At 61.1% G+C, this 24,989-nt stretch carries 24 protein-coding genes; 17 read left to right on the top strand and 7 right to left on the bottom strand.

Going from position 1 to position 24,989, the window contains the following annotated elements; genetic code table 11:
* Nucleotides 1–5: 5 nt before the first annotated feature.
* Entirely contained in the window at nucleotides 6–329 is a 324-nt protein-coding gene (gene fdxA, locus KW842_RS11075; RefSeq protein ID WP_218304132.1) for a ferredoxin FdxA, read from the bottom strand.
* Nucleotides 330–568: 239 nt separating this feature from the next.
* On the opposite strand from fdxA, the gene KW842_RS11070 reads away from it, so the two are divergent.
* Together KW842_RS11070 and KW842_RS27475 are read left to right on the top strand one after the other, a co-directional pair.
* Nucleotides 569–850: a polyhydroxyalkanoic acid system family protein gene (locus tag KW842_RS11070; RefSeq protein WP_218304131.1), complete on the top strand. Its 282-nt coding sequence runs from the start codon at nucleotides 569–571 to the stop codon at nucleotides 848–850.
* Nucleotides 851–940: 90 nt separating this feature from the next.
* Complete coding sequence (locus KW842_RS27475; protein ID WP_229223617.1) at nucleotides 941–1,726, top strand: PEPxxWA-CTERM sorting domain-containing protein; 786 nt, start codon at nucleotides 941–943, stop codon at nucleotides 1,724–1,726.
* Between the two features lie 48 nt (nucleotides 1,727–1,774).
* On the opposite strand, the gene KW842_RS11060 is transcribed toward KW842_RS27475, so the two are convergent.
* Both KW842_RS11060 and KW842_RS11055 read right to left on the bottom strand, forming a co-directional pair.
* Entirely contained in the window at nucleotides 1,775–2,026 is a 252-nt protein-coding gene (locus KW842_RS11060; protein WP_218304130.1) for an acyl-CoA-binding protein, read from the bottom strand.
* 173 nt (nucleotides 2,027–2,199) lie between these two features.
* Entirely contained in the window at nucleotides 2,200–2,487 is a 288-nt protein-coding gene (locus KW842_RS11055) for an HU family DNA-binding protein (protein WP_110847097.1), read from the bottom strand.
* A gap of 205 nt (nucleotides 2,488–2,692) precedes the next feature.
* Here KW842_RS11055 and KW842_RS11050 point away from each other — a divergent pair, with 205 nt between their 5' ends.
* Entirely contained in the window at nucleotides 2,693–3,466 is a 774-nt protein-coding gene (locus tag KW842_RS11050; RefSeq protein ID WP_218304129.1) for a hypothetical protein, read from the top strand.
* Between the two features lie 10 nt (nucleotides 3,467–3,476).
* Here KW842_RS11050 and KW842_RS11045 read toward each other — a convergent pair whose 3' ends face one another.
* On the bottom strand, nucleotides 3,477–3,833 hold the full coding sequence (locus tag KW842_RS11045; protein ID WP_218304128.1) for an FKBP-type peptidyl-prolyl cis-trans isomerase: 357 nt from the start codon (nucleotides 3,831–3,833) through the stop codon (nucleotides 3,477–3,479).
* Between the two features lie 126 nt (nucleotides 3,834–3,959).
* On the opposite strand from KW842_RS11045, the gene KW842_RS11040 reads away from it, so the two are divergent.
* From KW842_RS11040 to KW842_RS11010, 7 genes are all read left to right on the top strand, one after another.
* Nucleotides 3,960–4,883, top strand: coding sequence for a cytochrome D1 domain-containing protein (locus tag KW842_RS11040; protein ID WP_373925167.1), 924 nt, complete (start codon nucleotides 3,960–3,962; stop codon nucleotides 4,881–4,883).
* Nucleotides 4,883–5,638: a polysaccharide deacetylase family protein gene (locus tag KW842_RS11035; RefSeq protein ID WP_218304126.1), complete on the top strand. Its 756-nt coding sequence runs from the start codon at nucleotides 4,883–4,885 to the stop codon at nucleotides 5,636–5,638. Before KW842_RS11040 ends, KW842_RS11035 begins: the two co-directional genes overlap by 1 nt.
* On the top strand, nucleotides 5,635–6,597 hold the full coding sequence (locus KW842_RS11030; protein ID WP_218304125.1) for a sterol desaturase family protein: 963 nt from the start codon (nucleotides 5,635–5,637) through the stop codon (nucleotides 6,595–6,597). Before KW842_RS11035 ends, KW842_RS11030 begins: the two co-directional genes overlap by 4 nt.
* Nucleotides 6,597–7,415 (top strand): EI24 domain-containing protein, encoded by an 819-nt coding sequence (locus tag KW842_RS11025; protein WP_218304124.1) that lies wholly within the window; start codon nucleotides 6,597–6,599, stop codon nucleotides 7,413–7,415. Before KW842_RS11030 ends, KW842_RS11025 begins: the two co-directional genes overlap by 1 nt.
* A complete protein-coding gene (locus KW842_RS11020; RefSeq protein ID WP_218304123.1) occupies nucleotides 7,412–8,197 on the top strand; it encodes a molybdopterin-binding protein in 786 nt (261 codons plus the stop codon). Before KW842_RS11025 ends, KW842_RS11020 begins: the two co-directional genes overlap by 4 nt.
* Before the next feature lie 163 nt (nucleotides 8,198–8,360).
* Complete coding sequence (locus tag KW842_RS11015) at nucleotides 8,361–11,501, top strand: transglycosylase domain-containing protein (RefSeq protein ID WP_373925166.1); 3,141 nt, start codon at nucleotides 8,361–8,363, stop codon at nucleotides 11,499–11,501.
* Between the two features lie 78 nt (nucleotides 11,502–11,579).
* The gene (locus KW842_RS11010; protein WP_218304122.1) at nucleotides 11,580–12,944 is read left to right on the top strand and encodes a TAXI family TRAP transporter solute-binding subunit; all 1,365 of its coding nucleotides are present in this window, start codon (nucleotides 11,580–11,582) and stop codon (nucleotides 12,942–12,944) included.
* Here the strand turns inward: KW842_RS11010 and KW842_RS11005 are convergent.
* Nucleotides 12,941–13,399 (bottom strand): rhodanese-like domain-containing protein, encoded by a 459-nt coding sequence (locus tag KW842_RS11005; RefSeq protein ID WP_218304121.1) that lies wholly within the window; start codon nucleotides 13,397–13,399, stop codon nucleotides 12,941–12,943. The two genes, KW842_RS11010 and KW842_RS11005, sit on opposite strands and share 4 nt — an antisense overlap.
* Nucleotides 13,400–13,637: 238 nt before the next feature.
* Here KW842_RS11005 and glnA point away from each other — a divergent pair, with 238 nt between their 5' ends.
* From glnA to ntrC, 4 genes are all read left to right on the top strand, one after another.
* Complete coding sequence (gene glnA / locus KW842_RS11000) at nucleotides 13,638–15,053, top strand: type I glutamate--ammonia ligase (protein ID WP_072784841.1); 1,416 nt, start codon at nucleotides 13,638–13,640, stop codon at nucleotides 15,051–15,053.
* Nucleotides 15,054–15,171: 118 nt separating this feature from the next.
* Nucleotides 15,172–15,666, top strand: a complete 495-nt coding sequence (locus KW842_RS10995) for a DUF4124 domain-containing protein (protein WP_218304120.1) — start codon at nucleotides 15,172–15,174, stop codon at nucleotides 15,664–15,666.
* Nucleotides 15,667–15,676: 10 nt separating this feature from the next.
* Nucleotides 15,677–16,789 (top strand): nitrogen regulation protein NR(II), encoded by a 1,113-nt coding sequence (gene glnL / locus KW842_RS10990; protein WP_218304119.1) that lies wholly within the window; start codon nucleotides 15,677–15,679, stop codon nucleotides 16,787–16,789.
* Nucleotides 16,790–16,851: 62 nt separating this feature from the next.
* Nucleotides 16,852–18,357 carry a nitrogen regulation protein NR(I) gene (gene ntrC / locus KW842_RS10985; protein ID WP_218304118.1) on the top strand — a complete coding sequence of 502 codons (1,506 nt, stop codon included), beginning with the start codon at nucleotides 16,852–16,854 and terminating at the stop codon, nucleotides 18,355–18,357.
* 58 nt (nucleotides 18,358–18,415) lie between these two features.
* Here the strand turns inward: ntrC and KW842_RS10980 are convergent, their stop codons facing one another.
* Nucleotides 18,416–19,150: an SDR family oxidoreductase gene (locus KW842_RS10980; protein ID WP_218304117.1), complete on the bottom strand. Its 735-nt coding sequence runs from the start codon at nucleotides 19,148–19,150 to the stop codon at nucleotides 18,416–18,418.
* A 93-nt stretch (nucleotides 19,151–19,243) separates the two neighbouring features.
* Here KW842_RS10980 and KW842_RS10975 point away from each other — a divergent pair, with 93 nt between their 5' ends.
* From KW842_RS10975 to corA, 3 genes are all read left to right on the top strand, one after another.
* Nucleotides 19,244–20,134, top strand: a complete 891-nt coding sequence (locus KW842_RS10975; RefSeq protein ID WP_218304116.1) for an AraC family transcriptional regulator — start codon at nucleotides 19,244–19,246, stop codon at nucleotides 20,132–20,134.
* Nucleotides 20,135–20,214: 80 nt separating this feature from the next.
* Nucleotides 20,215–21,000: an SDR family oxidoreductase gene (locus KW842_RS10970; protein ID WP_218304115.1), complete on the top strand. Its 786-nt coding sequence runs from the start codon at nucleotides 20,215–20,217 to the stop codon at nucleotides 20,998–21,000.
* Nucleotides 21,001–21,072: 72 nt separating this feature from the next.
* On the top strand, nucleotides 21,073–22,041 hold the full coding sequence (gene corA, locus KW842_RS10965; protein WP_218304114.1) for a magnesium/cobalt transporter CorA: 969 nt from the start codon (nucleotides 21,073–21,075) through the stop codon (nucleotides 22,039–22,041).
* Between the two features lie 40 nt (nucleotides 22,042–22,081).
* On the opposite strand, the gene KW842_RS10960 is transcribed toward corA, so the two are convergent.
* Nucleotides 22,082–24,763, bottom strand: coding sequence for a TonB-dependent receptor (locus KW842_RS10960; RefSeq protein WP_218304113.1), 2,682 nt, complete (start codon nucleotides 24,761–24,763; stop codon nucleotides 22,082–22,084).
* Nucleotides 24,764–24,989 lie beyond the last annotated feature (226 nt).

Raw genomic sequence — 24,989 nt, 5'->3', positions numbered from 1 at the left:
GCGGCTTAGCGCACCAGCAGTTGCAGTTTTTCTTTGACGTCCTTGAACTGTTCTGCGTCCGGCAGCGGCGCGACAGTCTTGGTGATCGAAGGCCAGTGACGTGCCAGATCGACGTTGATCTTGATGAATTGCTGTTGGTCGCCTGGGACGTCTTCTTCAGCATAAATCGCGTTGACCGGGCACTCAGCCACGCAGACAGCGCAGTCGATGCACTCGTCAGGATCGATGGCGAGGAAGTTCGGGCCTTGGCGGAAACAATCTACCGGGCAAACATCGACGCAGTCCGTATAACGGCAAGCGATGCAAGATTCGGTGACAACGTGGGTCATAACAGTCCTATCAATGTTGGTGTGCAGCGGCGTCGGCGGCGGGGAAGTGCCTGGCTAACCTCGGCAAAGCACTGTATTTTAAGGTAATTCGCTATTTCTCACAAATTGCGCTTATATACAATACATATAAGCAAATACATTTGAGGAACGCGACACATATCGCCGCAGCCTTTGCAGACTGGCGCGACGCCGGTGCAACTGGCATCATGGCGCCTTTGTTTACTGAGCAGGAGAGCCGCATGGCGGACATCTACATCGTCCAGCAACATCAGCTGGCGCCGGAGCAGGCCCGCGCGGCCGCGCAGCAAGTGGCCGATAAGCTGGCCGAACAATTCGAACTGGCGTGCCGTTGGGACAGCGATGACGTATTGCGCTTCGAGCGCAGCGGCGTGAATGGCGCGCTGACCCTGCGACCAAACGAGGCGCAGTTACAGATCGCGCTGGGCTTCCCGATCAGCCTGATGGCGGGTCAGGTCGAAGCCAAGGTGAGCGAAAAGATGCGCAAACTCTTCGTTTCTTGAAAAAAAAAGATAATTACATATAGGGAAAGCTAATTGCAAATAAGGAAAGCATAGGTATAATTCTTGAATATTATCTATCAAGGATTGCCCATGCGTTCCATGCTTGCCATTTCCGCTGTTGCTGCCGCTGCTGTCGCCATCCCTGTCTCGGCTGAAGTCATCGATTTGTCGAAGCTGAACCGCGTCGGTAGCGCCAAACTGGTGAATGGCGCATTGCAGCTGACCCAGGCCGGCGATGGCACCAGCGCCTCTGGCATTTCGGGCGCCGGCTGGCTGACGCAGGGCGTATCGACCAGCGCCTCGTTCAGCACCAGCTTCTCGTTCTCGCTGCAAGGCAACGACAGTGGCAAGATGGCGGACGGCATTGCGCTGGCGTTCCAGAATGTCGGCACGGACAAGCTGGGCGTCGGCGGCGGCGACGTTGGTTACTGGAATATTGGTGGCTCGGGTTCGAGCGCGGTGGGTTCGGTAATACGCTCGTGGACGCATAACGAATATGGCTTGAGCGTTGATGGCAAGGTGCAGGGCCTGGACCAGGCGCCGTTCAGCCTTGGCGCCTCCAATAACGTGACCGGCACCCAGACCGTCAGCTACAACGCTGCCACGCATGTGCTGACCATGAACGGCACCCTGACCGACCTCAGCACCGGCACCACCTACAATATCAGCGACAGCGCGACGGTCAACCTGGCTACCCGTTTCGGCAGCACCATGTATGTCGGCTTCACCGGCGGCATAGGCGGTACCGATGCTGACCAGCGGATTACCGCGTTCAGCCTGACCTCGGCGGTACCGGAGCCTGAAACCTACGCGATGATGCTGGCAGGCCTGGGCCTGGTCGGATTTGCCGCCCGCCGCAGGGCCCGTTCCCGTTAAGTCAGAACCGCGTCATTCCCGCGAAAGCGGGAATGACGGCCAGCGTTTTTATTTCAGGTCTTCGATCAGATCGATGTACAGCTGCTGTGCTTCGTCCTGGCTTTTGCCTTTCAGCTCGGCCCAGGCGTCGTATTTGGCGCGGGCGACGAAGTCGGTCATGCCAGGGCGCTCGCCGGTGGCGTCGCCGGACGAACCCTGCTTGAACAGGGCGTAGATCTTCAGCAGCGTGATGTTGTCCGGACGCTCAGGCAAATTCTTCGAGTCCGCCTGCGCTTGTTCAAACTGTTCTTGCAAACTCATACCGTGCTCCTTTAGTGGTGATCGATGGATGCGCCATCATAACCGCAGCGCCGGCAAAAGCCGCTAGAGGGGGCGCTCCAAAAACAGAAACGGCGGCCATGCCGGGACTAAGCCGCATGAACCGCCGTTGCTACCGCAGCCCTCCCGGACAGGCGGTTAAAACACCGGAAGAATTACTTCTTCTTCGTCGGGTTGACAGCCGATTTCAGCGTGGCGCCAGCCGAGAATTTCGGGGTTTTCGACGCTGCGATCTTGATCGCTTCGCCGGTTGCAGGATTGCGGCCTTTACGTGCAGCGCGTTTGGCTACGGAGAAGGTGCCGAAGCCGGTGATGCCTACCGTGTCGCCTTTTTTCAGACGTTCGGTGATGATGGCGATCAGGGTGTTCACTGCGCCGTTGGCGGCAGCAGCGGACAGCTCGGTGCGTTTCGCAAATTCTGCAATCAGTTCGCCTTTTTTCATTACTACCTCCTTGGTTATTGGAGCGCGCAGATTAGCATAAATATTGTTAAAAGTAATGGTTTCTGTATGAAGCGCGCCTTGTATTTACTGAGCTGCTGCGCCGCAATGCTACTAAAGCCTTGTATTTAAAGGGCTTACGCGTTTTTTACAAACCCGCAGCGGTTACAAAAAAGGTTTATGATGGAACGCGTAAAGGACGGAAAACATGAGCTTTTCAGACGAGACACTGATAGCGTATGCCGACGGCGGACTGGACGAATCGACCCGCTTGGCGGTCGAAACGGCGATGCGTCACGACAGCAGTCTGGTGCGCCGGGTGGCGCGGCTGCGCGCCGCGCGCGACGACGCTGTCTACGCCGACCAGCATCCGTCCACTTTACATGCCCGCCAGGGCGGCAATGTGGTGCAGCTGGCGACCTTGCGGGCGCAGCGCCTGGCCACGCAGCAGGCGGCGCGCAAGGCCGGCCGGCGGCAGTGGGGCTGGCTGGAGTGGACCGCGCTGGCGCTGGTGATGGTGCTGGGTCTGGCGGCCGGCAAGTTTGGTCTGGCCAAGTGGCAACCAGGCTGGTTTGGCGACAACACGCCGCCACCGACTGAGGTGGTCAGCCGCAATGGTTTGCTGGTGGCGCAGGGCAGGTTGGCCGCGTCGCTGAGCCAGCAGCTGGGCGGCGCGGTGCAACCGGACAGCGAGGTGCGGGTCGGGCTGAGCTTTTTGTCCAACGAGGGCAGCTACTGCCGCAGTTTTACGCTGGTGGGAATGACGCAGGATCTGGTGGGGATATCGTGCCGCGCCAACGAGGAGTGGCGCATACCGGTGCTGGTGCAGAACGCGCGGCCAGTGCCGGCGATGGGTAATCACCGCATGGCGGGTACCGAGATGCCGACGGCGCTGCTGGAAGCGATTGACCAGCGCATCGTCGGCGGCATGCTCGACACGCGAGCAGAAGTGGAAGCGCTGCGCAGGAACTGGCAGCGCTAGCGGGCTTTAATTAAACGCCCAGCAGTTCAACATCAAAGATCAGCGTGGCGTTTGGTGGGATGACGCCGCCGGCGCCGCGCGAGCCGTAGCCCAGGTCGGCCGGGATGATCAGCTGGCGGGTGCCGCCAATCTTCATGCCTTGTACGCCTTCGTCCCAGCCGCGAATGACCATGCCGGCGCCCAGGGCGAACTCGAATGGATCGTTGCGGTCTTTGCTCGAATCGAATTTAGGGCCTTTGCTGCCGTCGTCGTTGCGCAGCCAGCCGGTGTAGTGCACGGTGACGTTTTGGCCGGCTTTGGCGATTTCGCCTTCGCCGACGGTCAGTTCGATGTATTGCAGGCCGGAGTCGGTGGTGATGGTGGACATGATCTTCCTTTCATTAGAAACAGGCCAGAATTGTAGCAGGGCATAGGCTTTGCACGTAAAATGAGGTTTTGCCTCTATAGCGATCCTTACATGCTCCGCAGTTTCGTTTTTTCGTGTGTTTGCGCCATGACCGCCATCGGCAGCGCGCAAGCGAATGTGGTGGTGGTGCTCAATTCGCGCGACGCCACCGTGCAGCTGCTGGACCAGAACACGTATCAGGACTTGGCCACCATCCCGGTCGGCAAGGAGCCGCACCACCTGATGGCGACGCCGGACAATAAATCGCTGATTGTCGCCAGCTCGGTCGGCAATGAGCTGATCTTTCTCGATCCGAAAACCGGCCAGCCGCAGCGCACGCTGAAGAACATCCCCGACCCTTACCAGATCGGCTTTTCGCCCGACCAGAAGTGGTTCGTGTCGAACTCGCTGCGGCTGCACCGCGTCGATCTGTATCAATATGACGGCGTCAACGTCAAGCTGGCCAAGCGCATTCCGCTGCCCAAGCTGCCCAGCCATATGGCCTTCAACGCCGCCAGCAATATGGTGTTCATCACCCAGCAAGGCAGCGATGAAGTCAGCGCCATCGACCTGAACACACAGACCGTCAAGTGGACGCTCCCGGTCGGCAAACTGCCAGCCGGTATCGCCATGACGCCGGACGACAAGTATCTGCTGGTCGGCATCATGGGCAGCGACTACGTGGAAGTGATCGACTGGAAGGCGCAGAAAATCGTCAAGCGCATCAAGACCGGCATGGGTGCGCACAACTTCCGCTCGGCCGGCGATGGCCGCCATACCTATGTGTCGAACCGTGTTTCCAATTCGATTAACATCATTGATCAGAAGACATTGGAAAACGTCGGCCAGATCAATGTGCCCGGCGGCCCGGACTGCATGGAAGTGAGCGACGATGGCAAGACCATGTGGGTCACGCTGCGCTGGATTAAAAAGGTGGCGGTGATCGACCTGAAGACCCGCAAGGTCATCAAGACCATCCCGGTGGGACGCTCGCCGCACGGCGTATTCTTCTTCAACTCCGCGCAACGCTGATGAAACGCGCCGCCGCCCTGACCCTGATGGCGCTGGCGGCAGCGCCGAGCGCGCACGCCACCTGCAAGGGCGCCATCTATCTGACCTTTGATACCGGCAGCCAGTCGCAAGCCGAACTGATCGCCGATACGCTGAAGCGGCACCAGATCAAGGCCACCTTCTTCCTGGCCAATGAGAAAACCGTGCACAGCGATTATTCGCTCGATCCGGCCTGGGCTGCGTACTGGAAGGCGCGTGTGGCGGAAGGCCATGCAGTCGGTACGCATACCTGGGACCACGCGGTTTTCGTGCGCGACGGCGCCGATGGCAAGGTAGTGGTCAAGCCAGGCTTCGGGCCGCAGGCCGGCAAGCAGGTCAGCTGGACGCCGCAGCAATACTGCGAGCAGCTGAAGCGCGTCGACCAGCGTTTTGCCGAATTGACCGGCAAGCCGCTCGATCCCTTGTGGCGCGCGCCGGCCGGGCGCACTTCGCCGAGACTGCTGGACATCGGCAAAGCCTGCGGCTATGCGCATGCGGGCTGGGCGCCGGCCGGCTTTTCCGGCGATGAGCTGCCGAGCGCCACGTATCCGAATACGGTACTTCTGCAAAAAATGTTGCGCGACCTGCGCGGCGGCGATATCGTCCTGATCCACATGGGCATCTGGTCGCGCAAGGATGCCTGGGCGCCGGCCAATCTTGAACCGCTGATCAAGGGGCTGGAGCAGAAGGGCATGTGTTTTGCCACGCTGCGCGAACACCCGGACTATAAAAAATGATGGCATTCTTCTCTGACTGGCTGGGACTGATCCAGGGCTGGCTGTTTGAAACGGTGATACAGCCGCTGGTGTTCCAGCTCGGCTTCGGCGAACACGTCGAGGAAGCATTCGAGGGCACCGAGTGGCTGCTGATCGGCGTGCTGGAACTGGCGCTGCTGTTCCTGGTGCTGCGGCCGCTGGAGTCGCTGATCCCGGCGCAGGCGATCACCGACAGGCGCGCGCGCTGGAACGACTTTATCTATACGGTGCTGCACCGTATCGGCGTGTTCTCGCTGCTGATCTTCTTCACGCTCGATCCGCTGATGGACAGCATTGCCGCCTGGCTGCGGTTTGAAAGCTTCCAGCCGTTCAACCTTGAGTCGCTATGGCCGGGCATCGGTCCGCTGGCCGCGTTTGCCGTGTATTTCGTGGTGCTGGATTTCTGCGATTACTGGTATCACCGCGCCTCGCACCGCTTCAACTGGTGGTGGGCGCTGCATGGTCTGCACCATAGCCAGCAGAATATGAATCTGTGGAGCGATGACCGCAACCATGTGCTGGACGACCTGCTGCGCGATGTCTACATGGGCGTGATCGCGCTGTGCATCGGCGTTGAGCCGGCGCAGTATGTGCTGCTGGTATCGGTGTCGCGCATCCTGCAAAGTCTCCAGCACGCCAATGTGCGCGTGCATTTTGGCTGGATCGGCGAGCGGCTGCTGGTGTCGCCGCGCTATCACCGCATGCACCATGCGATCGGCTTCGGTCACGAAAACGCCGACGGCAAACTGGGTGGCTGCAATTTCGCGGTGTTGCTGCCGGTGTGGGACATCTTGTTCCGCACCGCGAATTTCACGCCGGCGTTTGTCGCCACCGGCATCCGCGACCAGCTGGCGGGCCGTGAATATGGCGAGGGCTTCTGGTCGCAGCAGGTGCTGGGCGTCAAACGTATGATTGAATATGCACGAAAGGATGTGGTCTGATGGGCGCTGTGATCCGCGCGTGGAGCCGCGCTTTCCTGTCGCAATGGCATGGCAAGATGCTGTTGCTGAGTCTTGCGCCGTTCCTGCTGGCGCTGGGCGTCTGGGCGGCGGCCTTGTATTTTTACTTGCAACCGTTAGTCGATTATCTACACGCGCTGTTCACCGAACATAATCTGTTCGCCACCAGCACCAGCTGGCTGCGCAGCCTGGGATTGGGCACGCTGACCTCGGTGGTGCCGCCGCTGATCGCCATGCTGGCGTTGCTGCCGCTGATGATTTTGACCGCGCTGATTTTCATCGGCGTGGTGGCGATGCCGGTGATCGGCCGCCACGTTGGCCTGCGCCATTTCCCGCAACTGGAGCAGCGCAAGGGCGGTTCGATACTCGGCAGCGTCGGCGTGGCGCTGGGCGGCATGGCAATTTTTATCGGCCTGTGGATCGTCACCCTGCCGCTGTACGCCTTCCCGCCGCTGGCGGTGCTGGTACAGGCGCTGTTGTGGGGCTGGCTGACCTGCCGCGTGATGGTGTACGACGTGCTGGCCGATTACGCCAGCAGCGAGGAGCGCCATCAGATCCTCAAGCAGCACCGCCTGCGGCTGCTGCTGATCGGCGTGATTTCCGGCGCTGCCGGCGCACTGCCGGGCGCGATCTGGCTGGGGGGCGTGATGGCGGTGGTGTTCTTCCCCTTCCTGGCGGCCGCCTCGATCTGGCTGTATGTGCTGATTTTTATCTTTACCGGACTGTGGTTCGCGTACTATTGCATGGATGCGCTGGCACAGTTGCGGGCGCGTGAAGAAATAACCAAGGAGCTGGCATGACTATCGGACTCATCATTATTGGCGACGAAATCCTGTCGGGCCGGCGGGTCGATCAGCACTTCCCGAAAGTGGTGCAGATGCTGGCGGCGCGTGGCCTGCAGCTGACCTGGGCCGAAGTCCTGCCGGACGATCCGGTGCGCATCACCGCCACGCTGAAGCGCACCTTCGCCAGCGACGATATCGTGTTCTGCTGCGGCGGCATCGGCGCCACGCCGGACGACCACACGCGCCAGGCCGCCGCCGATGCGCTGGGCCTGCCGCTGGTGCTGCATGAGCAGGGCAAGATCAATATCCAGCAGCGCATCCTGCAAATGGCGCAGGACGCCGGCCAGACCGCCGACCTGAACTCGGCCGAGAACCTGCATCGCCTCAAGATGGCCGAGTTTGCCGAAGGCGCGGCGCTGGTGCCCAACCCGTACAACAACATCGCCGGCTTCGCGCTGCACAAGCATTACTTTGTGCCGGGCTTCCCGGTGATGGCCTGGCCGATGCTGGAGTGGGTGCTGGACAATCACTACGCTGACCTGTTCAACCGCGAACCACGGCTGGAGCAGTCGGTGCTGGTGTATGAGGCGGCCGAATCGGCGCTGACGCCGCTGATGGTGGCGCTGGAGCAGCAGTATCCACGCGTGAAGGTGTTCAGCCTGCCGAGCGTGGGCGACGCCAGCACGCGCCGGCACATCGAACTGGGCGTCAAAGGTGAACCGGTGCAGACGGCGACTGCCTTCATTCAATTGTGCGACGAGTTGCGCAAGCTTAATGTAGAGTTCAAAGCGACCTAGTCCGCTTTGTGACAGTCGAATGACACGGCGTTCTTCCTTCGGGTAGAACGCCGTTGTTTTTTTGCGAAAAACAAACAGTGCTTTGCAATTATTGTGTGCCAGTGCCCGTCAGCATCTCGCTGATGTGGTGCAATGGAAGCTAGCAAGAATGACTGAAATTGTGATGCTGCCTCCTACTACATCTGAATCAACTGAAGACCATCTGGCGCAAGCGCAGATGGACCCGCCACCACCGCCGCCGCCACCGGAAGCAGGCACGCCCAGGAAGAAAAGCAAACGCTCGCGCAATGCCTTCCTGCTGGTGCTACTGGTCGGCGCATCGTTTGCGGCGTACTGGGGCTATCGTGAAACGCTGACCTCATCGATGCAGGCGCGCGTGTTCAGCGACCTGGCCAGCAAAATGACCTACCGGATGGAGAAGGGGCCGAGCAAATCGATCCGCTTCCCGCACGATAGCCCGTATGACGAACGGCTAGGCTATGCCGGCCTGCCCGACTATATCGGCAGGCTCAGTGCGCGCGATTACCAGGTCACGGCGCAGGCACGTATTTCCTCAAAGATGGCGGATATGGCGGATATGGGCGTGTTCGCCACCTACCGCGAAAAGACCAAAACCGGCCTGACGATTGTCGACTGCCGCGCGCAGGAACTGTTTGCGGCCAGTTATCCGGAGCGCATCTACAATAAATTCGAGCAGGCGCCGATCGCCATGGTCAACAGCCTGCTGTTCATCGAGAACCGCGAACTGCTGGACAACACCTATCCGAAGCGCAATCCGGCGGTGGAATGGGACCGGCTGGCCAAGGCGGTGCTGGAGAAGAGCGTTAGCGCCGTGGCGGGCGGCCACCGCGCGGCCGGCGGCAGCACGCTGGCCACGCAGATCGAAAAATACCGCCACTCGCCGGAAGGCCGCACCGGCTCGATGAGCGACAAGCTGCAGCAGATGGTGTCGGCCAGCCTGCGCTCGTATATGGATGGCCCGGAAACGCTCAAGGCGCGCCGCCGCATCGTGCTGGAATACCTGAACACAGTGCCGCTGTCGGCCAAGCCGGGCTATGGTGAAGTGAACGGTATCGGCGACGGCATGTGGGTGTGGTACGGCCGTTCTTTCGACGACGTCAACAAGCGTCTGACCGGCAAGCTGGATAAGCCGGACGCGGAAACCGCGCTGGTTTACAAGGAAGCGCTGAGCCTGATGATCGCGCAGCGCCGTCCAAGCTATTACCTGGGCGATGGTGCGGCCGACCTGGAAGTGCTGGCCAATAGCCACTTGCGCATCCTGGCGGCCGATGGCGCGATCACGCCGGCGCTGCGCGACATGGCTTTGAAGCAGGTGCTGCATCCGGCCACCGGCAACGGCTTGCAGTCGGCGCCGCCGCAAACCTTCGTCAGCCGCAAGGCGACCAATGCGATCCGCAACCACCTGGCCAATCTGCTGGGCGACAACCGCATGTACAACCTGGACCGCCTGGACCTGCGGGTGGAAAGCACGCTGGATGCGCAGGCGCAGTTCGCCGTCACCCAGGTGCTGCAAGACCTGCACGATCCGGAGAAGGCCAAGGCGGCCGGCCTGACCGGCAAGGGCATGCTGGGCAATGGCGATCCGGCCAAGGTGGTGTACAGCTTCACCTTGCTGGAGAAGGGCGATCAGAACAACCTGCTGCGCGTGCAGACCGATAACTTCGACCAGCCGCTGGACATCAACGAAGGCGCCAAGCTGGATCTCGGTTCGACCGCCAAGCTGCGCACGCTGATCAGCTATCTGGACATCATGGACCAGCTGCACAAGAAGTACGGCGGCATGGACAACGCCGCGCTGTCGCAGGTCAAGGTTGATCCGCAGGACAAGCTGTCGCTGTGGGCGCTGGAGTACTTCAAGGGACTGCCGGTCGGCCAGCGCGAGCTGACGCCGATGCTGCACGCGGCCATGGAGCGCAAGTATTCGGGCAATCCGGGCGAAGGCTTCTTCACCGGCGGCGGCCTGCATTACTTCGGCAACTTCTCCAAGGAAGACAACAGCAAGATCCTGACCGTGACCGAAGCGCTGCGCCGTTCGACCAATCTGGTATTCGTGCGGCTGATGCGCGACGTGGCCAAGTTCTATATGTTCCAGTCGCCGGGATCATCGGCGTCGCTGCTGGCGGATGCCGATGATCCGCGCCGCGCCGGCTACCTGGCACGCTTTGCCGACAAGGAAGGCAAGGAATTCCTGGCGCGCTTCTATGCCAAGTACAAGGGCAAGCCTGAGAACGAGCTGGACAAGATTCTGCTGGCGAATATCCGCAGCACGCCGGTACGGCTGGCAGTGATACACCGCACCGTGTATCCGCTGGCGTCGCAGGCGCAGTTTGCCGCCTTCCTGAAGGAGAACCTGCCGTCGCAGAACGAAGTGCCGGATGAGCGCGTGGCCAAGCTGTACGACCAGTATGCGATCGGCAACTGGTCGCTGGCCGACCGTGGCTATCTGGCCAGCGTGCACCCGCTGGAGCTGTGGATGGCGGCCTATCTGCGGCTGCATCCGGGCGCGACCCTGAGCGAGATGACCAAGGCCAGCGAGCAGGAGCGGCAGGATGTGTACCAGTGGCTGTTCAAGACGCACCGCAAGCATGCGCAGGACCGCCGCATCGCCGGCCTGATCGAGGTGGAAGGCTTTATGGAAATCCACAAGCAGTGGAAGAAAATGGGCTATCCATTTGAATCGCTGGTGCCGTCGTATGCGACCACCTTGGGTGCGTCGGCAGACCGTCCAGCTTCACTGGCGGAGATGATGGGGATTGTGGTCAACGGCGGCGTGCGCAAGACTTCACAGCGCGTGACCTCGCTGCACTTTGCCAAAGGCACGCCGTATGAAACCCTGGTGACCAAGGCGCCGCCAACCACCAACGAGCAGGTACTGGCGCCGGAGGTGGCGAAGGTAGTGGCGGAAGCGATACGCGGCGTGGTATCGGATGGCACGGCCAAGCGGGTCAAGGGCGCGTTTGTGGATGCGAATGGCGCCATCATCCCGGTCGGCGGCAAGACTGGTACCGGTGACCAGCGCTTTGATGTGTATGGTGCGGGCGGCCGATTGATCGAGTCGCGCTATGTGAACCGTTCGGCGACGTTTGTGTTCAATATCGGCGGACGCTTCTTCGGTTCGATGACCGCCTATGTGCATGGGCCGGAGTCGAAGAACTACGATTTCACCAGCGCGCTGCCGGTGCAGCTGCTGGTGGTGCTGGCGCCCAACCTGATGCCGCTGATCGAACCGCATGCCGCGCCGAAACAGGCTGCTGCGGCGCCGGTGCGGGCCTGTGGAGGTTGAGTTCGGCGGACGTGTGCCTCTTGCATAGTTTCATATTTATTGGCAATGTATCAGCCCATGAAACCTATGCGCCATCACATGTCCAAGATCCTCAAATTTACGCAGTTCTCGATACGGGACCTGATTGTTGCCGCTGCTCCAACGGTGCTGACCATCGTCGGCGTCTGCCTGCTGGCTTACTGGCTGGTGGACCCGGCGCCGCCGCGCACGGTGCGGCTTGGCACCGGCCAGGAAAATTCCGCCTACGAAGAATTCGGCAAGAAATACGCCGCCGCGCTGGCCAAGCATGGCGTCAAGGTGACCATGGTGTCGTCCGCCGGCTCCAGCGAGAACCTGCGCAATCTGAAGGAAGGCAAGGTGGATATTGCTTTCGTGCAGAGCGGCTCCACCAACGAGGAAGCGGCCGAGCGTGAAGGCTTGTCCTCGCTGGGCAGCCTGTTCGTTGAGCCTTTGTGGCTGTTCCTGCGCGAAGAGAAGGGCAAGCCGCCGGTCACCAAGCTGACTGAGCTGCGCGGCAAGAAAATCAACTACGGCCCCAAAGGTTCGGGCTCGCCACGCTTGTTCAACCAGATCCTGGAGCTGAATGGCGTGGAGAAGGGTGAGGTTCAGCGTTTTTCGCTGGCCAACACGCCGGCCACGGTGGAGCTGCTGGAAGGCCGCATCGACGGCCTGGTATTCACCTCGGCGCCGGAAGCGCCGCTGATCCAGATGCTGCTGCAAACGCCGGGCATCAAGCTGTTCGGCTTCAACCAGGCCGAAGCGTATTCGCGCAAGCTGCCTTTCCTGACGCATGTGATGCTGCCGCAAGGCATCGTCGATCTGGGCCGCAACCTGCCGGCCGAGGATTACAAGCTGATCGCGCCGACCGCCACGCTGGTCGGCCGTGAAGACCTGCATCCGGCGCTGGTGGACCTGTTTGTGCAAGCCGCGTCGGGCATCCATAGCGGCGCGGGCTGGTTCCAGCAGCAGGGCCAGTTCCCGTCGGCCAAGTACAGCGAAATTCCGGTCGATCCGGAAGCGGCCAAGTTCTACAAGAGCGGCCCGCCGTTCCTGCAGCGCTACATGACCTTCTGGCTGGCGAATTTCTTCGACCGCATGTGGGTGCTGGTGGTGGCGCTGGGCGCGCTGATACTGCCGCTGTCAAAAGTGATACCGCCGCTGTATGTGTGGCGTATCCGCTCGCGCGTGTACAAATGGTATGGACAGCTGCGCGCGGTTGAGCAGAAGGTGGAAGAGGCGCCGGTGGCGACGCGCCTGCAGGTGTACGAGGAACAGCTCAAGCGGCTGGACCAGATTGAGGAGCTGGTCAATCAGGTATCGATACCGCTATCGTTTGCCGATGGCTTGTATGGCTTGCGCAGCCACATACAGTTTGTGCGCAAACGCATCATGTTCCTGATCGGCGAAGCCACCGCCACTGCGCCGGACGCGGTCCCCGTCTAAGCGCCTATCCAAGGCAGACTGGCGTGGCACCAGCCGTTGATGTTCTTGCGGTGGCCGTGCTCGTCCTTCTCGCCCTCGAAGCCTTCGAGGATGTCGTAGCAATGCTGGTAGCCGTGTTCGGTCGCCAGCTTGGCTGCACCACGCGAGCGCACGCCGGAGCGGCACAGGAATAAAATCACCTGGTCCTTGCGTGCGATGCCATTCAATTGCTCGATAAATTCATGGTTGGCGTTGCCGCCTGGATAAGTTGCCCATTGCACCGCACCATGTTGGGCTTCCGGTATCGCCACCCGGCCGACCCAATCGCGCTCGGCATTGGTGCGCACATCGACCAGCTTGATGGCGTTTTCCGCACCCAGCAATTCATAGGCCTCCTGCGGCGTCACCGCGCCTGCATAGGGCCAGTCTTTGCTGCGGCTGCGGGCGAGCGCCAGAATCTCATCTATTTTGCTCATAAGGTTTTCCGGTTATTGGTTTAAGTTTATTATATGGCGTCCGCGCGAGTCCGCGACCCCGATGCACCAAAACCATGCGCTTTTCAGAAAATATCCTAAAATGCACCCATAAGGTGCAAAATGCAGGAATTGCACCAATTAAGTGCGCGATAAATCTGCTGTGAATGCGTTCCGGGCTGGCATGGATACTGCTTACTTAAGTCTCACGAGTTCCACATATTCCCTTTAGGAGATACGCATGGCAATTACGGCCGCAGAAGTGTTGAAAATGGTCCAGGAAAACGAAGTCAAATTCGTTGATTTCCGTTTCGCAGATACCCGTGGTAAAGAACAGCACGTCACCGTGCCAGTGTCGGCTTTCGACATCGACAAGTTCGAATCGGGTCACGCGTTTGACGGTTCCTCGATCGCCGGCTGGAAAGGTATTGAAGCATCGGACATGATACTGCTGCCGGACCCAAACACCGCGCGCATCGATCCGTTCATGGAAGAGACCACGCTGTTCATGCAATGCGACGTCATCGAGCCAGCCGACGGCAAGGGCTATGACCGCGACCCACGCTCCATCGCCAAGCGCGCTGAAGCCTACCTGAAATCGTCGGGTATCGGCGACACCGCCTACTTCGGCCCAGAACCAGAATTCTTCATCTTCGACAGCGTGCGCTGGAAGATCGATATGTCCGGCTGCTTCGTCAAAGTGGACTCCGACGAAGCGTCGTGGTCGACCGACAAGGAAATCGAAGGCGGCAACAGCGGCCACCGTCCGACCGTCAAAGGCGGCTACTTCCCAGTGCCACCAGTGGACAGCTTCCAGGACATGCGTTCGGAAATGTGCCTGATCCTGGAATCGCTGGGCATCCCGGTTGAAGTCCACCACCACGAAGTGGCTGGCGCTGGCCAGAACGAAATCGGCACCAAGTTCTCGACCCTGGTTGAGCGCGCTGACTGGACCCAGAACCTGAAATACGTGGTCTGGAACGTTGCCCACAGCTATGGCAAAACCGCGACCTTCATGCCAAAACCTATCGTTGGCGACAACGGTTCGGGCATGCACGTGCACCAGTCGATCTGGAAAGACGGCAAAAACCTGTTCGCTGGCGACGGCTATGCCGGCCTGTCGGAAGACGCGCTGTTCTACATCGGCGGCATCATCAAGCACGCCAAAGCACTGAACGCGATCACCAACCCAGGCACCAACTCGTACAAACGCCTGGTGCCAGGCTACGAAGCGCCAGTGAAACTGGCTTACTCGGCGAAAAACCGTTCGGCTTCGATCCGTATTCCACACGTGGCCAATCCAAAAGGCCGCCGTATCGAAACCCGCTTCCCAGATCCACTGGCCAACGTCTACCTGTGCTTCGCAGCGCTGCTGATGGCTGGTCTGGACGGTATCCAGAACAAGATCCACCCAGGCGAAGCAGCGTCGAAAGACCTGTACCACCTGCCGCCAGAAGAAGATGCACTGATCCCAACCGTGTGCGCTTCGCTGGAAGAAGCACTGGACAACCTGAATAAAGACCGCGAGTTCCTGACCCGTGGCGGCGTATTCAGCGATTCCATGATCGATGCTTACATCGAACTGAAAATGCAGGACGTGCAGCGTATGCGCATGACCACTCACCCTGCCGAGTTCGACATGTACTACTCGCTGTAATCGTTCCGCGCTGCGGCGCGGATGATGCTGCACAAGACGCGGGGCGAGCAGGGCTTTCCCCGCGTTTTTATTTGGATGCTGTATATTCGGGAAGGATGTTTCCCTCCACGGATTACGAATGACAATAAGTTTGAAACCGAGTGCGTTACTGGCGTTGCTGGCCTTGCTGTCCGCAGCCACGGCAGCGCATGCGCAGATTTACAAATGCACCACGGCCGACGGCCGCAAGGAACTGACCGATATAAAACGTGGCCCGCATTGCGATCTGATGGATCTGCCGGGCGTGGCCATTCCAGCGCCGCCGCGCCGCGTGGCGCCATCGCCGCGCAACGCCCAGCCAGTCGCGCCGCCGGGCGATTTCCCGCGTGTCGACAGCGCCGAGCAAAAGGCGCGCGATGCCGACCGGCGCGGCATACTGGAAGATGAACTGAGGGCCGAGACGCAAAAACTGGCCGAGCTGCGCCGCGAATTCAACGGCGGCGAAGCGGAGCGTCGCGGCGATGAACGCAATTACGCGAAGTACCAGGAACGGGTGGCCGGCCTGCGCGACAGCATCAGCCGCTCGGAGAAAAATGTCGATGCCTTGAAACGTGAGATCGCGAATATCCGATGACGAGTTTGCCATGAGTATTGTGAGTAATATCGCGGCCCGCGCGGCCGCCGCCATCCACCGTCCGCCAGCGCTGGCGGGCCTGGAGCTGCTGGCTTCCGCCGTGGTGCTGGTCGACGCCGAAGGCAAGATCGCCTACGCCAACGCGGCCGCCGAGAACCTGCTGGAAAGCTCGCTGAAGGCGCTGTCGCGCCAGACGCTGAGCGCACAGTTCATCAATCCGGAAGAACTGGACCATATCTGTGCGCAGGCGCGTGAACACAAGTTCTCCGACCTGCGCCAGGACCTGACGCTGGAGCGCGGTGGGCGCGAACCGCTGCATGTGCACAGCATGGTGTCAGCGGTTGAAGATCCTGTTGGCGGCGTGCTGATCGAGCTGCGTGAAAACCAGCAGCACCTGAAGCTGGACCGCGAGGAACGCATCCTCGACCAGAGCCAGGTCAACAAGGAACTGATACGCAACCTGGCGCATGAAATCAAGAACCCGCTGGGCGGCATCCGCGGCGCCGCGCAGCTGCTGGAGATGGAACTGCCGGGCGCGCACGCGGTGCAGCTGCGCGAGTACACCCAGGTCATCATCAAGGAAGCCGACCGGCTGCAAACGCTGGTGGACCGCCTGCTGGCGCCGCACCGCCGCCCGCACATCGTCGGCGACGTGAATATCCACGAGGTGCTGGAACGGGTGCGCAGCCTGATGCTGGCCGAGTTCCCATCCGGCCTGATCATCTTGCGCGATTATGACGCGTCGATTCCCGAGTTCCGGGGCGACAAGGAGCAACTGATCCAGACCGTGCTGAACATCGCGCACAACGCCGCGCAAGCCTTGTCGGCGCAGATTGAAGCGGGCGAGGCGCAGATTGTTTTCAAGACGCGGGTGGCGCGCCAGGTCACGCTGGCCAAGGTCCGTTACGGGCTGGCATTAGACTTGCATATCATTGACAATGGACCGGGTATCGCACCCCAGATCCGCGACCGCATCTTCTACCCTTTGGTATCCGGCAGGGAGGGCGGCAGTGGCCTGGGGCTGACCTTGGCGCAGACCTTCGTGCAACAGCACATGGGCGTGATCGAGTGCGAGAGCCGGCCTGGATGTACGGATTTCCGTATTTTGCTGCCGTTGCCATAAGCCGCGGCGGGCATTGCGGACCGTGTCCCTTGATTGACGATACTCGCGGAACCACACAATACATGAAGCCAATCTGGATAGTAGACGACGACGAATCGATCCGCTGGGTACTGGAAAAAGCATTGGCCAGGGAAAACCTGGCCACCAAGAGTTTTGCCAATGCGCGTGATGCGATCGCGGCACTGGAGTACGAGACGCCGCAAGTGCTGGTGTCCGATATCCGCATGCCGGGCGATTCCGGGCTGGACCTGCTGCAACTGGTGAAGTCACGCTTCCCCGGCCTGCCGGTCATCATCATCACCGCCTTTTCCGATCTGGATTCGGCGGTCGCAGCCTTCCAGGGCGGCGCCTTTGAATACCTGGCCAAGCCCTTCGACATCGACAAGGCGGTGGAGCTGATCCGCCGTGCGCTCGACGAAAGCCTGCGCGAAACCAGCGTTGAATCGGGGCCGGCGGAAACCCCGGAAATTCTCGGCCAGGCGCCGGCGATGCAGGAAGTTTTCCGCGCCATCGGCCGCCTGTCGCAATCGAATGTGACGGTGCTGATCACCGGTGAATCCGGCTCCGGCAAGGAGCTGGTGGCGCGCGCGCTGCACAAGCACTCGCCGCGTGCGGCACAGCCGTTTATCGCGCTGAACACCGCGGCGATACCGAAGGATTTGCTGGAGTCCGAATTGTTCGGCCACGAGCGCGGCGCCTTTACCGGTGCGCAGACCACGCGCCGGGGCCGCTTCGAGCAGGCCGAGAACGGCACGCTGTTCCTCGATGAAATCGGCGACATGCCGTTTGACTTGCAGACCCGTTTGCTGCGGGTGCTGTCGGACGGCCATTTCTACCGCGTCGGCGGCCATCAGCCGCTGAAAGCCAATGTGCGGGTGATCACGGCGACCCACCAGAATCTGGAGCAGCGGGTGCGCGAAGGCCTGTTCCGCGAGGACTTGTACCACCGCCTGAACGTGATCCGTCTGCGTCTGCCCAGTTTGAGGGAGCGCCGCGAAGACATCCCTATTTTGGTGCGTCACTTCCTGGTGCAGAGTGCCAAGCAGCTGGGCGTGGAAGCCAAGCGCATGAGCGACGCAGCCTTGCAGTTCCTGTGCAGCCTGGAGTTGCCGGGCAATGTGCGCCAGCTGGAGAACCTGTGCAACTGGATCACGGTGATGGGGCCGGGGCAGACGGTGGAGATCAAGGACTTGCCGCTGGAGCTGTCGCAGGAGCAGGCGGGCGGTACGGCTGCGTCAGCGTTGGGTGGTGCGCCGGCGGAAAGCTATAGCGTGCAGCATCATGGCACGGTCACCACGGTGGCTGGCGCCGAGCTGAACGGCAGCGCCGCCAGTTCCCCGGATGCGTGGCTGGGACTGCTGGAATCGCAGGCCGCCAGCATGCTGAGTGGCGGCCAGCAGGAAGTGATGGCGGTGCTGGGGCGGCAGTTTGAATCGGCGCTGATCCGTACCGCGCTCAAGCACACGCACGGCCGCAAGAACGATGCGGCGGTACGTCTGGGCATAGGCCGCAACACCATCACCCGCAAGATCGCCGAACTCGGCATCGACGGCGCGAAGGATGATTGAGGGGTGACGCTGGCCCCGGACTGCGCGCCGCAGTCCGGGGCAAACTGCGCCGCACAAGTTACTTCGCCAGTGCGACCGCATCCGCCCCAGCCGCCAGCCGCATCGGCGCATCGGGTTCGGTGGCCGCCCGCCATACCGCTTCCGCCACATCGCCAGCCTGCGTGACCGCCTCGGTGGACTGCGCCCATCCCGCAAACACATTCTCCGTCAATTCCGCATAAGCCTCGTGCATCTGCAGCCGTTCCTTCGCATTCGCGCCGAAGCTGGTGGATGGTGCGCGTCCCGGCAGCACCAGGTGCGCGCGCACATCGAAGGCCGCCAGCTCCAGCGCCAGCGATTCAGTAAACGCATTCACCGCTGCCTTGCTGCCTGTGTACACCGACAACAGCGGCAGCGGTTTCAAGGTCACGCTGGAGGTGACATTGATCACCACGCCCGCGCGGCGAAGGCGGAACTGCGGCAACACCGCCTGGGTCATGGCGATCGTGCCGAACACATTGGTCTCGAACACCTCGCGCACAGTCGCTATGCCGATACCTTCCAGCGCACCCAGCGCACCGATGCCGGCGTTATTCACCAGCACATCAATCGGCCCGGCATCTGCCATCAGTTGCGCGATGCTGCCGGCGTCAGTCACATCCAGCGGCAGCACGCGCAAGCGCGGCGAGGGCGGTAGCAGATCCGCCCGCGGCGTGCGCATGGTGGCGATGACGTTCCAGTCACGCTCCAGAAAATGGCGTGCGATTTCCAGGCCAAAGCCCGACGAACAGCCGGTAATCAAAATGGTTTTCATGCTAGCTCCTTGAGTTGAGTGCCTACACTGTAGTGTGCCGCTGCCGGACTAGCTATAATCAGTCGTCCAAGTATCATTAGAAAGCGTCCGGAAATGATCGATCCGCTAGCCGAAGTCGTCACCTTGCTCCAGCCGCGCGCGCAATTCTCCAAGGTGGTCAGCGGGACCGGCGCCTGGCGCGTGCGCCGTTCACATGCCGGCCAGCCGTTTTATTGCGCGGTGCTGGAAGGCGCCAGCCGGCTGACGGTCAGCGGACAGCCGCCGTTGCAACTGGAACAGGGCGACTTTGTGCTGATCCCTGAATCGCACGAGTTTGCGATGACCAGCCTGCTGCCGCCGCCGGACGCCGCTGACGATGCGCCGCCGCTGGCGCTGGGCGACGGCGCTTTCCGGCTGGGCGTGGCCGATGGTCCGGCCGAAACGGTGCTGCTGGTCGGGCACTGCGCCTTCGATTCGCCGGACGCCGCCTTGCTGCTAGCGCTGCTGCCGGAGCTGATCCATATTCGCGGCGAGCAGCGGCTGGCGACGCTGGTGCAGCTGCTGCGGGACGAGTCTCGCAGCCTGCGGCCGGGGCGCGAGCTGGTGCTGTCGCATCTGCTGGAGGTGTTGCTGATTGAAGCGCTGCGCTCGACCGCCGTCACCGCCTCGCCCGGCTTGCTGCGCGGCCTGGCCGACGAACGGCTGGCGCTGGCGCTGCGGCGCATGCATGAGGAGACAGCACGGCCGTGGACCGTGGCACAGCTGGCCAAGGAGGCAGCCCTGTCACGCTCGGCCTTTTTTGAACGTTTCAGCAGCGCGGTCGGCGTAGCGCCGATGGCCTATCTGCTGCGCTGGCGCATGGCGCGCGCCAAGCTGCTGCTGCGGCAGCGTGGCAGTGTCGCCGCCGTGGCGGAGCAGGTCGGCTACGGCTCCGCCAGCGCCTTCAGCGTGGCGTTCACCCGCCATGTCGGCGTGCCGCCCACGCGCTTCGCCAGCATGGCATGAAATGAGGTTTTTATGGCATAACAGCCATTGTGGCGCACCGTACACTGCTTCCATCAACTTAACGAAAAGGAGCAGGGACCATGAAAACCGCACTCATCACCGGCGCATCGTCGGGCATCGGCGCCATTTACGCAGACCGTCTGGCCCGCCGTGGCTATGACCTGATCCTGGTGGCGCGCGACGCCGCCAAACTGTCGGCGCTGGCAGCGCAACTGGGCGCCGCCACCGGCCGCAAGGTCGACACAATCTCCGCCGACCTTGGCGTGACGGCCGATTTGCGCCGCGTTGAACAGCGCCTGGCCAGCGACGCCAGCATCAGCATGCTGGTGAATAATGCCGGCCTGGGCGCCGTCAAATCGCTGATCGATTCTACGCCGGAAGAGCTGGATACGCTGATCAGCGTCAATGTCACCGCGCTGACCCGTCTGAGCCGTGCGGTGGCGCCGGGCCTGGTGGCGCGCGGCGCGGGCGCCATCATCAACATCTCGTCGATCGCTGCGCTGAAGCCGGAACTGCTGAACGGCACCTACGGCGGCAGCAAGGCCTTCGTGCTGGCGCTGACGCAGTCGCTGCACCACGAGCTGGGCGGCAGGGGCGTGCAGGTGCAGGCGGTGCTGCCGGGCGCGATCGGCACGCCATTCTGGGACCGTGCCGGCCACGCGGTCGAGAACCTGCCGCAGGAATGGGTGATGTCGCCACAAGACCTGGTGGATGCGGCGCTGGCCGGCTTCGACCAGCGCGAACTGGTGACGCTGCCCTCGCTGCCGGATGTGCAGGACTTCGTCCGCATGGAGCAGGCGCGCCTGGCACTGGCGCCGAATCTGTCGCATAGCAAGCCGGCCGCACGCTACTTAAGCGTTGCGTAACCTGCAGCAACATCTGTTTGAGGTAAGCTCTTGGCTATTGAGGACTAGGGCTTTCTTTTTTATGGATGACGTATGCTGATTAATTGTGTGGCCTACCAGGATGGTAAAAAAATGGCCGACATTCCGGTGGAAGATATTAGCGACTATCTGGAGAAACCGGAGACCTTCGTGTGGGTCGCCTTGCGCGATGCCCAGCCCGAGGAGCTGGCGACCATGCAGCATGAGTTTGGTCTGCACGAACTGGCGGTCGAGGACGCCAGCCGCGGCCATCAGCGGCCAAAGATCGAGGAATACGGCGATTCGCTGTTCGTGGTGGTCAAGACCATCGAGTGCCACGGGGGCGAGGTGGCGGTAGGCGAGGTGGATATCTTCGTCGGCCAGAACTATGTGCTGTCGTCGCGCGACGGTGACAGCCAGCAAGGCTTCCAGAGTGTGCGCGCGCGCGCCGAGAAGGAGCCGCACATGCTGCGCCTCGGCCCGGCCTTCGTACTGTACGCGCTGATGGATGCGGTGGTCGACCGTTACTTCCCGGTGCTGGACATGCTGGAAACCGAGCTGGAAAAAATCGAGGAGCTGATTTTCACCCAGGGGCGCCAGCGCGACAATATTCAGCGGCTGTATGAGCTGAAGGGCAAGGTCACCACGGTACGCCATGTGGTGGCGCCGCTGATGGAGGCGGTCGGGCGGCTGCATGGCGGGCGCGTGCCGTCGATGTGCCTGGAGACGCAGGAATACTTCCGCGACGTGCACGATCACCTGCACCGCATCAATGCTTCGCTGGACGGCATCCGCGACACCATCGCCACGGCGATCCAGGTCAACCTGTCGATGACGGCGATTGAGGAAAGCGAAGTGAACAAGCGGCTGGCGGCGTGGGCGGCGATCTTTGCGATCGTTACTGCGTTTGCCGGGCTGTGGGGCATGAACTTCAAATACATGCCGGAGCTGGACTGGAAGTTTGGCTATCCGATGGCGATTGCCATCATGATCGGCGTTTGCCTGTATCTGCACCGGCGCTTCAAGAAAGCCGGCTGGCTATAAAAAAAATCCCCGGCAAGCCGGGGATTTTCATATCAACCTATTAGAAATCGTAGGTTGCACGCACGTACATGGTACGGCCGAGTGGATCGGTGTAGCGTGGATCGTAGCCAGCCTGGAAGTTACCAGTCTGGTACGAAAGTGGTGGCTGGCGGTTGAACAGGTTACGCACGCCGGCGGTCAGGGTCAGGCCTGGCAGTGCTTTCCACGAACCGTAGCCATCCCAGGTGGTGTACGAAGGAACGTGGTTCTCTGGATCCTGGTCAATATAGCCCGACTTGTAGTGCGCCACCAGACCTGCGCCGACATCACCCTTGGCCCAGTTCATGTTCAGGGTATTCTGCCAACGGAAGATAGGACCGTTGCCCGAGTACACGCCGACGTTCTGATGCATGGCATCAGTCTGGAAGTTCTGGTACTCGTACTTGTGTACCCAGGTGCCGCTGTAGTTGAAGGTGAAGTTGCCGTATTCCTTGCTACGCAGCTTGTAAGCTGCCGACAGGTCGACACCGTTGGTGTTCAGGTCGCCCAGATTCTGGGTACGCAGATCGATGTAGCCGCAGGTGATCGGGTTAGGGCACTGCGAACCATCGACTGCCAGGTCACCCGAAGCGTTACGGTGGTAAGCCGAAGCGAAGGTGACCGGGTCGCCCAGCACGTCGTAATCCTGCAGGTTGCCGATTTGCTGGGTCAGGCGGATAGTCCACCAGTCAGCCGACAGCGACAGGTTGTTGATTGGCTCCCACATCAAGCCCAGCGTGCCGTTTTTCGAACGCTCTGGCGACAGCGCCTGGTTACCACCGTTCATCACCTGGAACTGCTGCGAGCAGTTGGCTGGCGACGATTTGCCTGGGATAGGCGTGCCGCCTGGGCAGTTGATCGGATCGTCCAGGGTGTTGGCCGAGTTGGTGTAGGTGTTGGCTGCGTTCAGCTCATACAGCGACGGTGCGCGGAAGCCCTTCGAGTACGAACCACGGAACATCAGCGCGTTGACCGGACGGTAGGTGAACGAGAACTTCGGATTGGTGGTGTGGCCGAAGTCGCTGTATTTGTCGTAACGGACAGCGGCGGTCACGTCCAGGTTCTTCAGCAGCGGCACATTCAGTTCCGAGTAGAAGGCCGACACATTGCGGCTGCCTTCTTGCAGCAGGTTAGGATCGATACCGGTCGAGGCCACGACTTTCTGTGCGAACTCGGTGTTGGCGGCGTCCTTGAACTCCTGGTGCTCGTACTGGGCGCCCACTGCCAGTGCTGCCTGGTGGCCGGTGTTGAGCCAGTCGCCAACTTCGCGGCTCAGTTTCAGGTCGGCTGCCTTGTTGGTGCCTTTCGAGTTACGCTGGTTGCCGCTCAGTGCTGCGCTTTCCAGCAGTGCGGTGCCGGCGGCGGTCTGGTCGCCGAACGGATTGATCACGCCATCCAGCACGCCTTTGGTGATGATGCCGCCATCGCTGTAGCCAAACAGGTTTTGCTTGACCTTGTTTTCGTTGTACGAAACCGCAGTTTCGTAATCCCAGCCTGCCAGCACGCCTTTCAGCGAGACCACCAGACGTTGCTGCTTGTTGATGTTCTCATCAGCGCGCGGGCCGTGGAACATGTCGCGCCAGCGGACGTTGACGAAGCCTGGCAGTACGCCTGAGGTCGCTTCGCCGGATGCGTCGGAGTAGGTCGGGCTGATGCGGGCGTCGGTTGGGAAGTACGGGTTAGGCGTGCCGTCCGGACGCAGGCGGTTCATGTACAGGCCGCCGTATGGTACTGGCGCAACCTGGGTCTGGACCTTGGCTTCGGTCGACAGCAACTCGACGCCCAGTTCGTGGTTTTCGTTGATCTTGAAGGTACCTTTGATCAGGCCGGTGGTGCGCTCGCTCTTCGGAATGTAGTCGACGAAGGACGAGGTGGTCATCTGGCAGGCGCCGTTTTTGCCTGGGATCAGGAACACGCCGGTGCTGCAGCCTGGACCGGCCGGATTGCCGGAAATCTCACCCTGCGACCAGTTGGCCGGGTAGGTCGATGCCGACAGGCCGCCAGCGTAGCGGGTGTTGTAGTTACGATCGGTGCCGCCCAGGCGGTTCTGCTGCTGGCGGTCGACCATCGCGAAGATGTTGAAGCCTTGCTTGTCCAGGTCGCCCCAGCCATAGCCGGCGTTGAAGTTGCTCGAATCGCCGCCTTTTTTCTCTGGGCTATCCGCGCCGACGGTGATGGTGCCGCCCTGGAAGTCTTTTTTGGTGATGAAGTTGATCACACCGCCGACCGCGTCCGAGCCGTACAGCGAGGAAGCGCCGTCACGCAGCACCTCGACACGCTCCAGCGCGGCGAACGGAATCATGTTCAGGTCGGGGGCCGAGCTGTCGATGGCGTTGTTAGCCAGGCGGCGGCCGTTCAGCAGCACCAGGGTTTTGTTCTGGCCGATGCCGCGCAGGTCGGCAAACGACGAACCGCCGGTGCCCGAACCAACGGTCTGGCTGGTGCCTTGCTGGGCTTGCGAAACGCTCAGGCTGGCCATCACTTGCTCGATGGTGGTGATACCTTCTTTCTTCAGGTCGTCGACCTTCACCACGGTCACTGGCACTGCGGTCTCAGCGTCGATACGCTTGATGGCCGAGCCGGTGATTTCAACGCGCTGGATCGGCGCGTTATCTTGTGCAAATGCCGGTTGTGCCAGCATCAGTGCGGCGCCGCTGGCGAACATCAGGCGCAGCGAGCGCGACATTACGGTTTCAATGATCATTACCACTCCTTCGAGTATTGCTTGTTACTTGTTTATTGAGATCAGCCACGTCGAATAATCTGTTTACGCGATTATTCTGTGGCGGTTATCAGACCATCCGCGCGAAACCGGGTCAATCGGAGCTCTGTAACAACATTGAAATAAACAACACTTAATGCGGTTTTAGCGCAAATTTACGAGTTTTTTACACAAAAATACAAAGTTTATGATGAATTATGCCTAGCTT

Origin of the sequence: Duganella sp. sic0402 (assembly GCF_019219065.1) — a bacterium.
Taxonomy (GTDB): Bacteria; Pseudomonadota; Gammaproteobacteria; order Burkholderiales; family Burkholderiaceae_D; genus Rugamonas.
This window is presented reverse-complemented; position numbering and strand designations above follow the sequence as displayed.

Bases quoted from the DNA above. Each gene is read 5' to 3' on its own strand.
- KW842_RS10970 (WP_218304115.1), top strand. From the start codon at position 20,215: ATGAAAACCGCACTCATCACCGGCGCATCGTCGGGCATCGGCGCCATT.
- fdxA (WP_218304132.1), bottom strand. From the start codon at position 329: ATGACCCACGTTGTCACCGAATCTTGCATCGCTTGCCGTTATACGGAC.
- KW842_RS10975 (WP_218304116.1), top strand. From the start codon at position 19,244: ATGATCGATCCGCTAGCCGAAGTCGTCACCTTGCTCCAGCCGCGCGCG.
- KW842_RS11070 (WP_218304131.1), top strand. From the start codon at position 569: ATGGCGGACATCTACATCGTCCAGCAACATCAGCTGGCGCCGGAGCAG.
- KW842_RS11055 (WP_110847097.1), bottom strand. From the start codon at position 2,487: ATGAAAAAAGGCGAACTGATTGCAGAATTTGCGAAACGCACCGAGCTG.
- KW842_RS11030 (WP_218304125.1), top strand. From the start codon at position 5,635: ATGATGGCATTCTTCTCTGACTGGCTGGGACTGATCCAGGGCTGGCTG.
- KW842_RS11015 (WP_373925166.1), top strand. From the start codon at position 8,361: ATGCTGCCTCCTACTACATCTGAATCAACTGAAGACCATCTGGCGCAA.
- KW842_RS11050 (WP_218304129.1), top strand. From the start codon at position 2,693: ATGAGCTTTTCAGACGAGACACTGATAGCGTATGCCGACGGCGGACTG.
- KW842_RS27475 (WP_229223617.1), top strand. From the start codon at position 941: ATGCGTTCCATGCTTGCCATTTCCGCTGTTGCTGCCGCTGCTGTCGCC.
- glnL (WP_218304119.1), top strand. From the start codon at position 15,677: ATGAGTATTGTGAGTAATATCGCGGCCCGCGCGGCCGCCGCCATCCAC.
- KW842_RS11040 (WP_373925167.1), top strand. From the start codon at position 3,960: ATGACCGCCATCGGCAGCGCGCAAGCGAATGTGGTGGTGGTGCTCAAT.
- KW842_RS11025 (WP_218304124.1), top strand. From the start codon at position 6,597: ATGGGCGCTGTGATCCGCGCGTGGAGCCGCGCTTTCCTGTCGCAATGG.
- KW842_RS11035 (WP_218304126.1), top strand. From the start codon at position 4,883: ATGAAACGCGCCGCCGCCCTGACCCTGATGGCGCTGGCGGCAGCGCCG.
- KW842_RS11060 (WP_218304130.1), bottom strand. From the start codon at position 2,026: ATGAGTTTGCAAGAACAGTTTGAACAAGCGCAGGCGGACTCGAAGAAT.
- KW842_RS11020 (WP_218304123.1), top strand. From the start codon at position 7,412: ATGACTATCGGACTCATCATTATTGGCGACGAAATCCTGTCGGGCCGG.
- KW842_RS11045 (WP_218304128.1), bottom strand. From the start codon at position 3,833: ATGTCCACCATCACCACCGACTCCGGCCTGCAATACATCGAACTGACC.
- KW842_RS11005 (WP_218304121.1), bottom strand. From the start codon at position 13,399: ATGAGCAAAATAGATGAGATTCTGGCGCTCGCCCGCAGCCGCAGCAAA.
- KW842_RS11010 (WP_218304122.1), top strand. From the start codon at position 11,580: ATGTCCAAGATCCTCAAATTTACGCAGTTCTCGATACGGGACCTGATT.
- glnA (WP_072784841.1), top strand. From the start codon at position 13,638: ATGGCAATTACGGCCGCAGAAGTGTTGAAAATGGTCCAGGAAAACGAA.
- KW842_RS10960 (WP_218304113.1), bottom strand. From the start codon at position 24,763: ATGATCATTGAAACCGTAATGTCGCGCTCGCTGCGCCTGATGTTCGCC.
- corA (WP_218304114.1), top strand. From the start codon at position 21,073: ATGCTGATTAATTGTGTGGCCTACCAGGATGGTAAAAAAATGGCCGAC.
- ntrC (WP_218304118.1), top strand. From the start codon at position 16,852: ATGAAGCCAATCTGGATAGTAGACGACGACGAATCGATCCGCTGGGTA.
- KW842_RS10995 (WP_218304120.1), top strand. From the start codon at position 15,172: ATGACAATAAGTTTGAAACCGAGTGCGTTACTGGCGTTGCTGGCCTTG.
- KW842_RS10980 (WP_218304117.1), bottom strand. From the start codon at position 19,150: ATGAAAACCATTTTGATTACCGGCTGTTCGTCGGGCTTTGGCCTGGAA.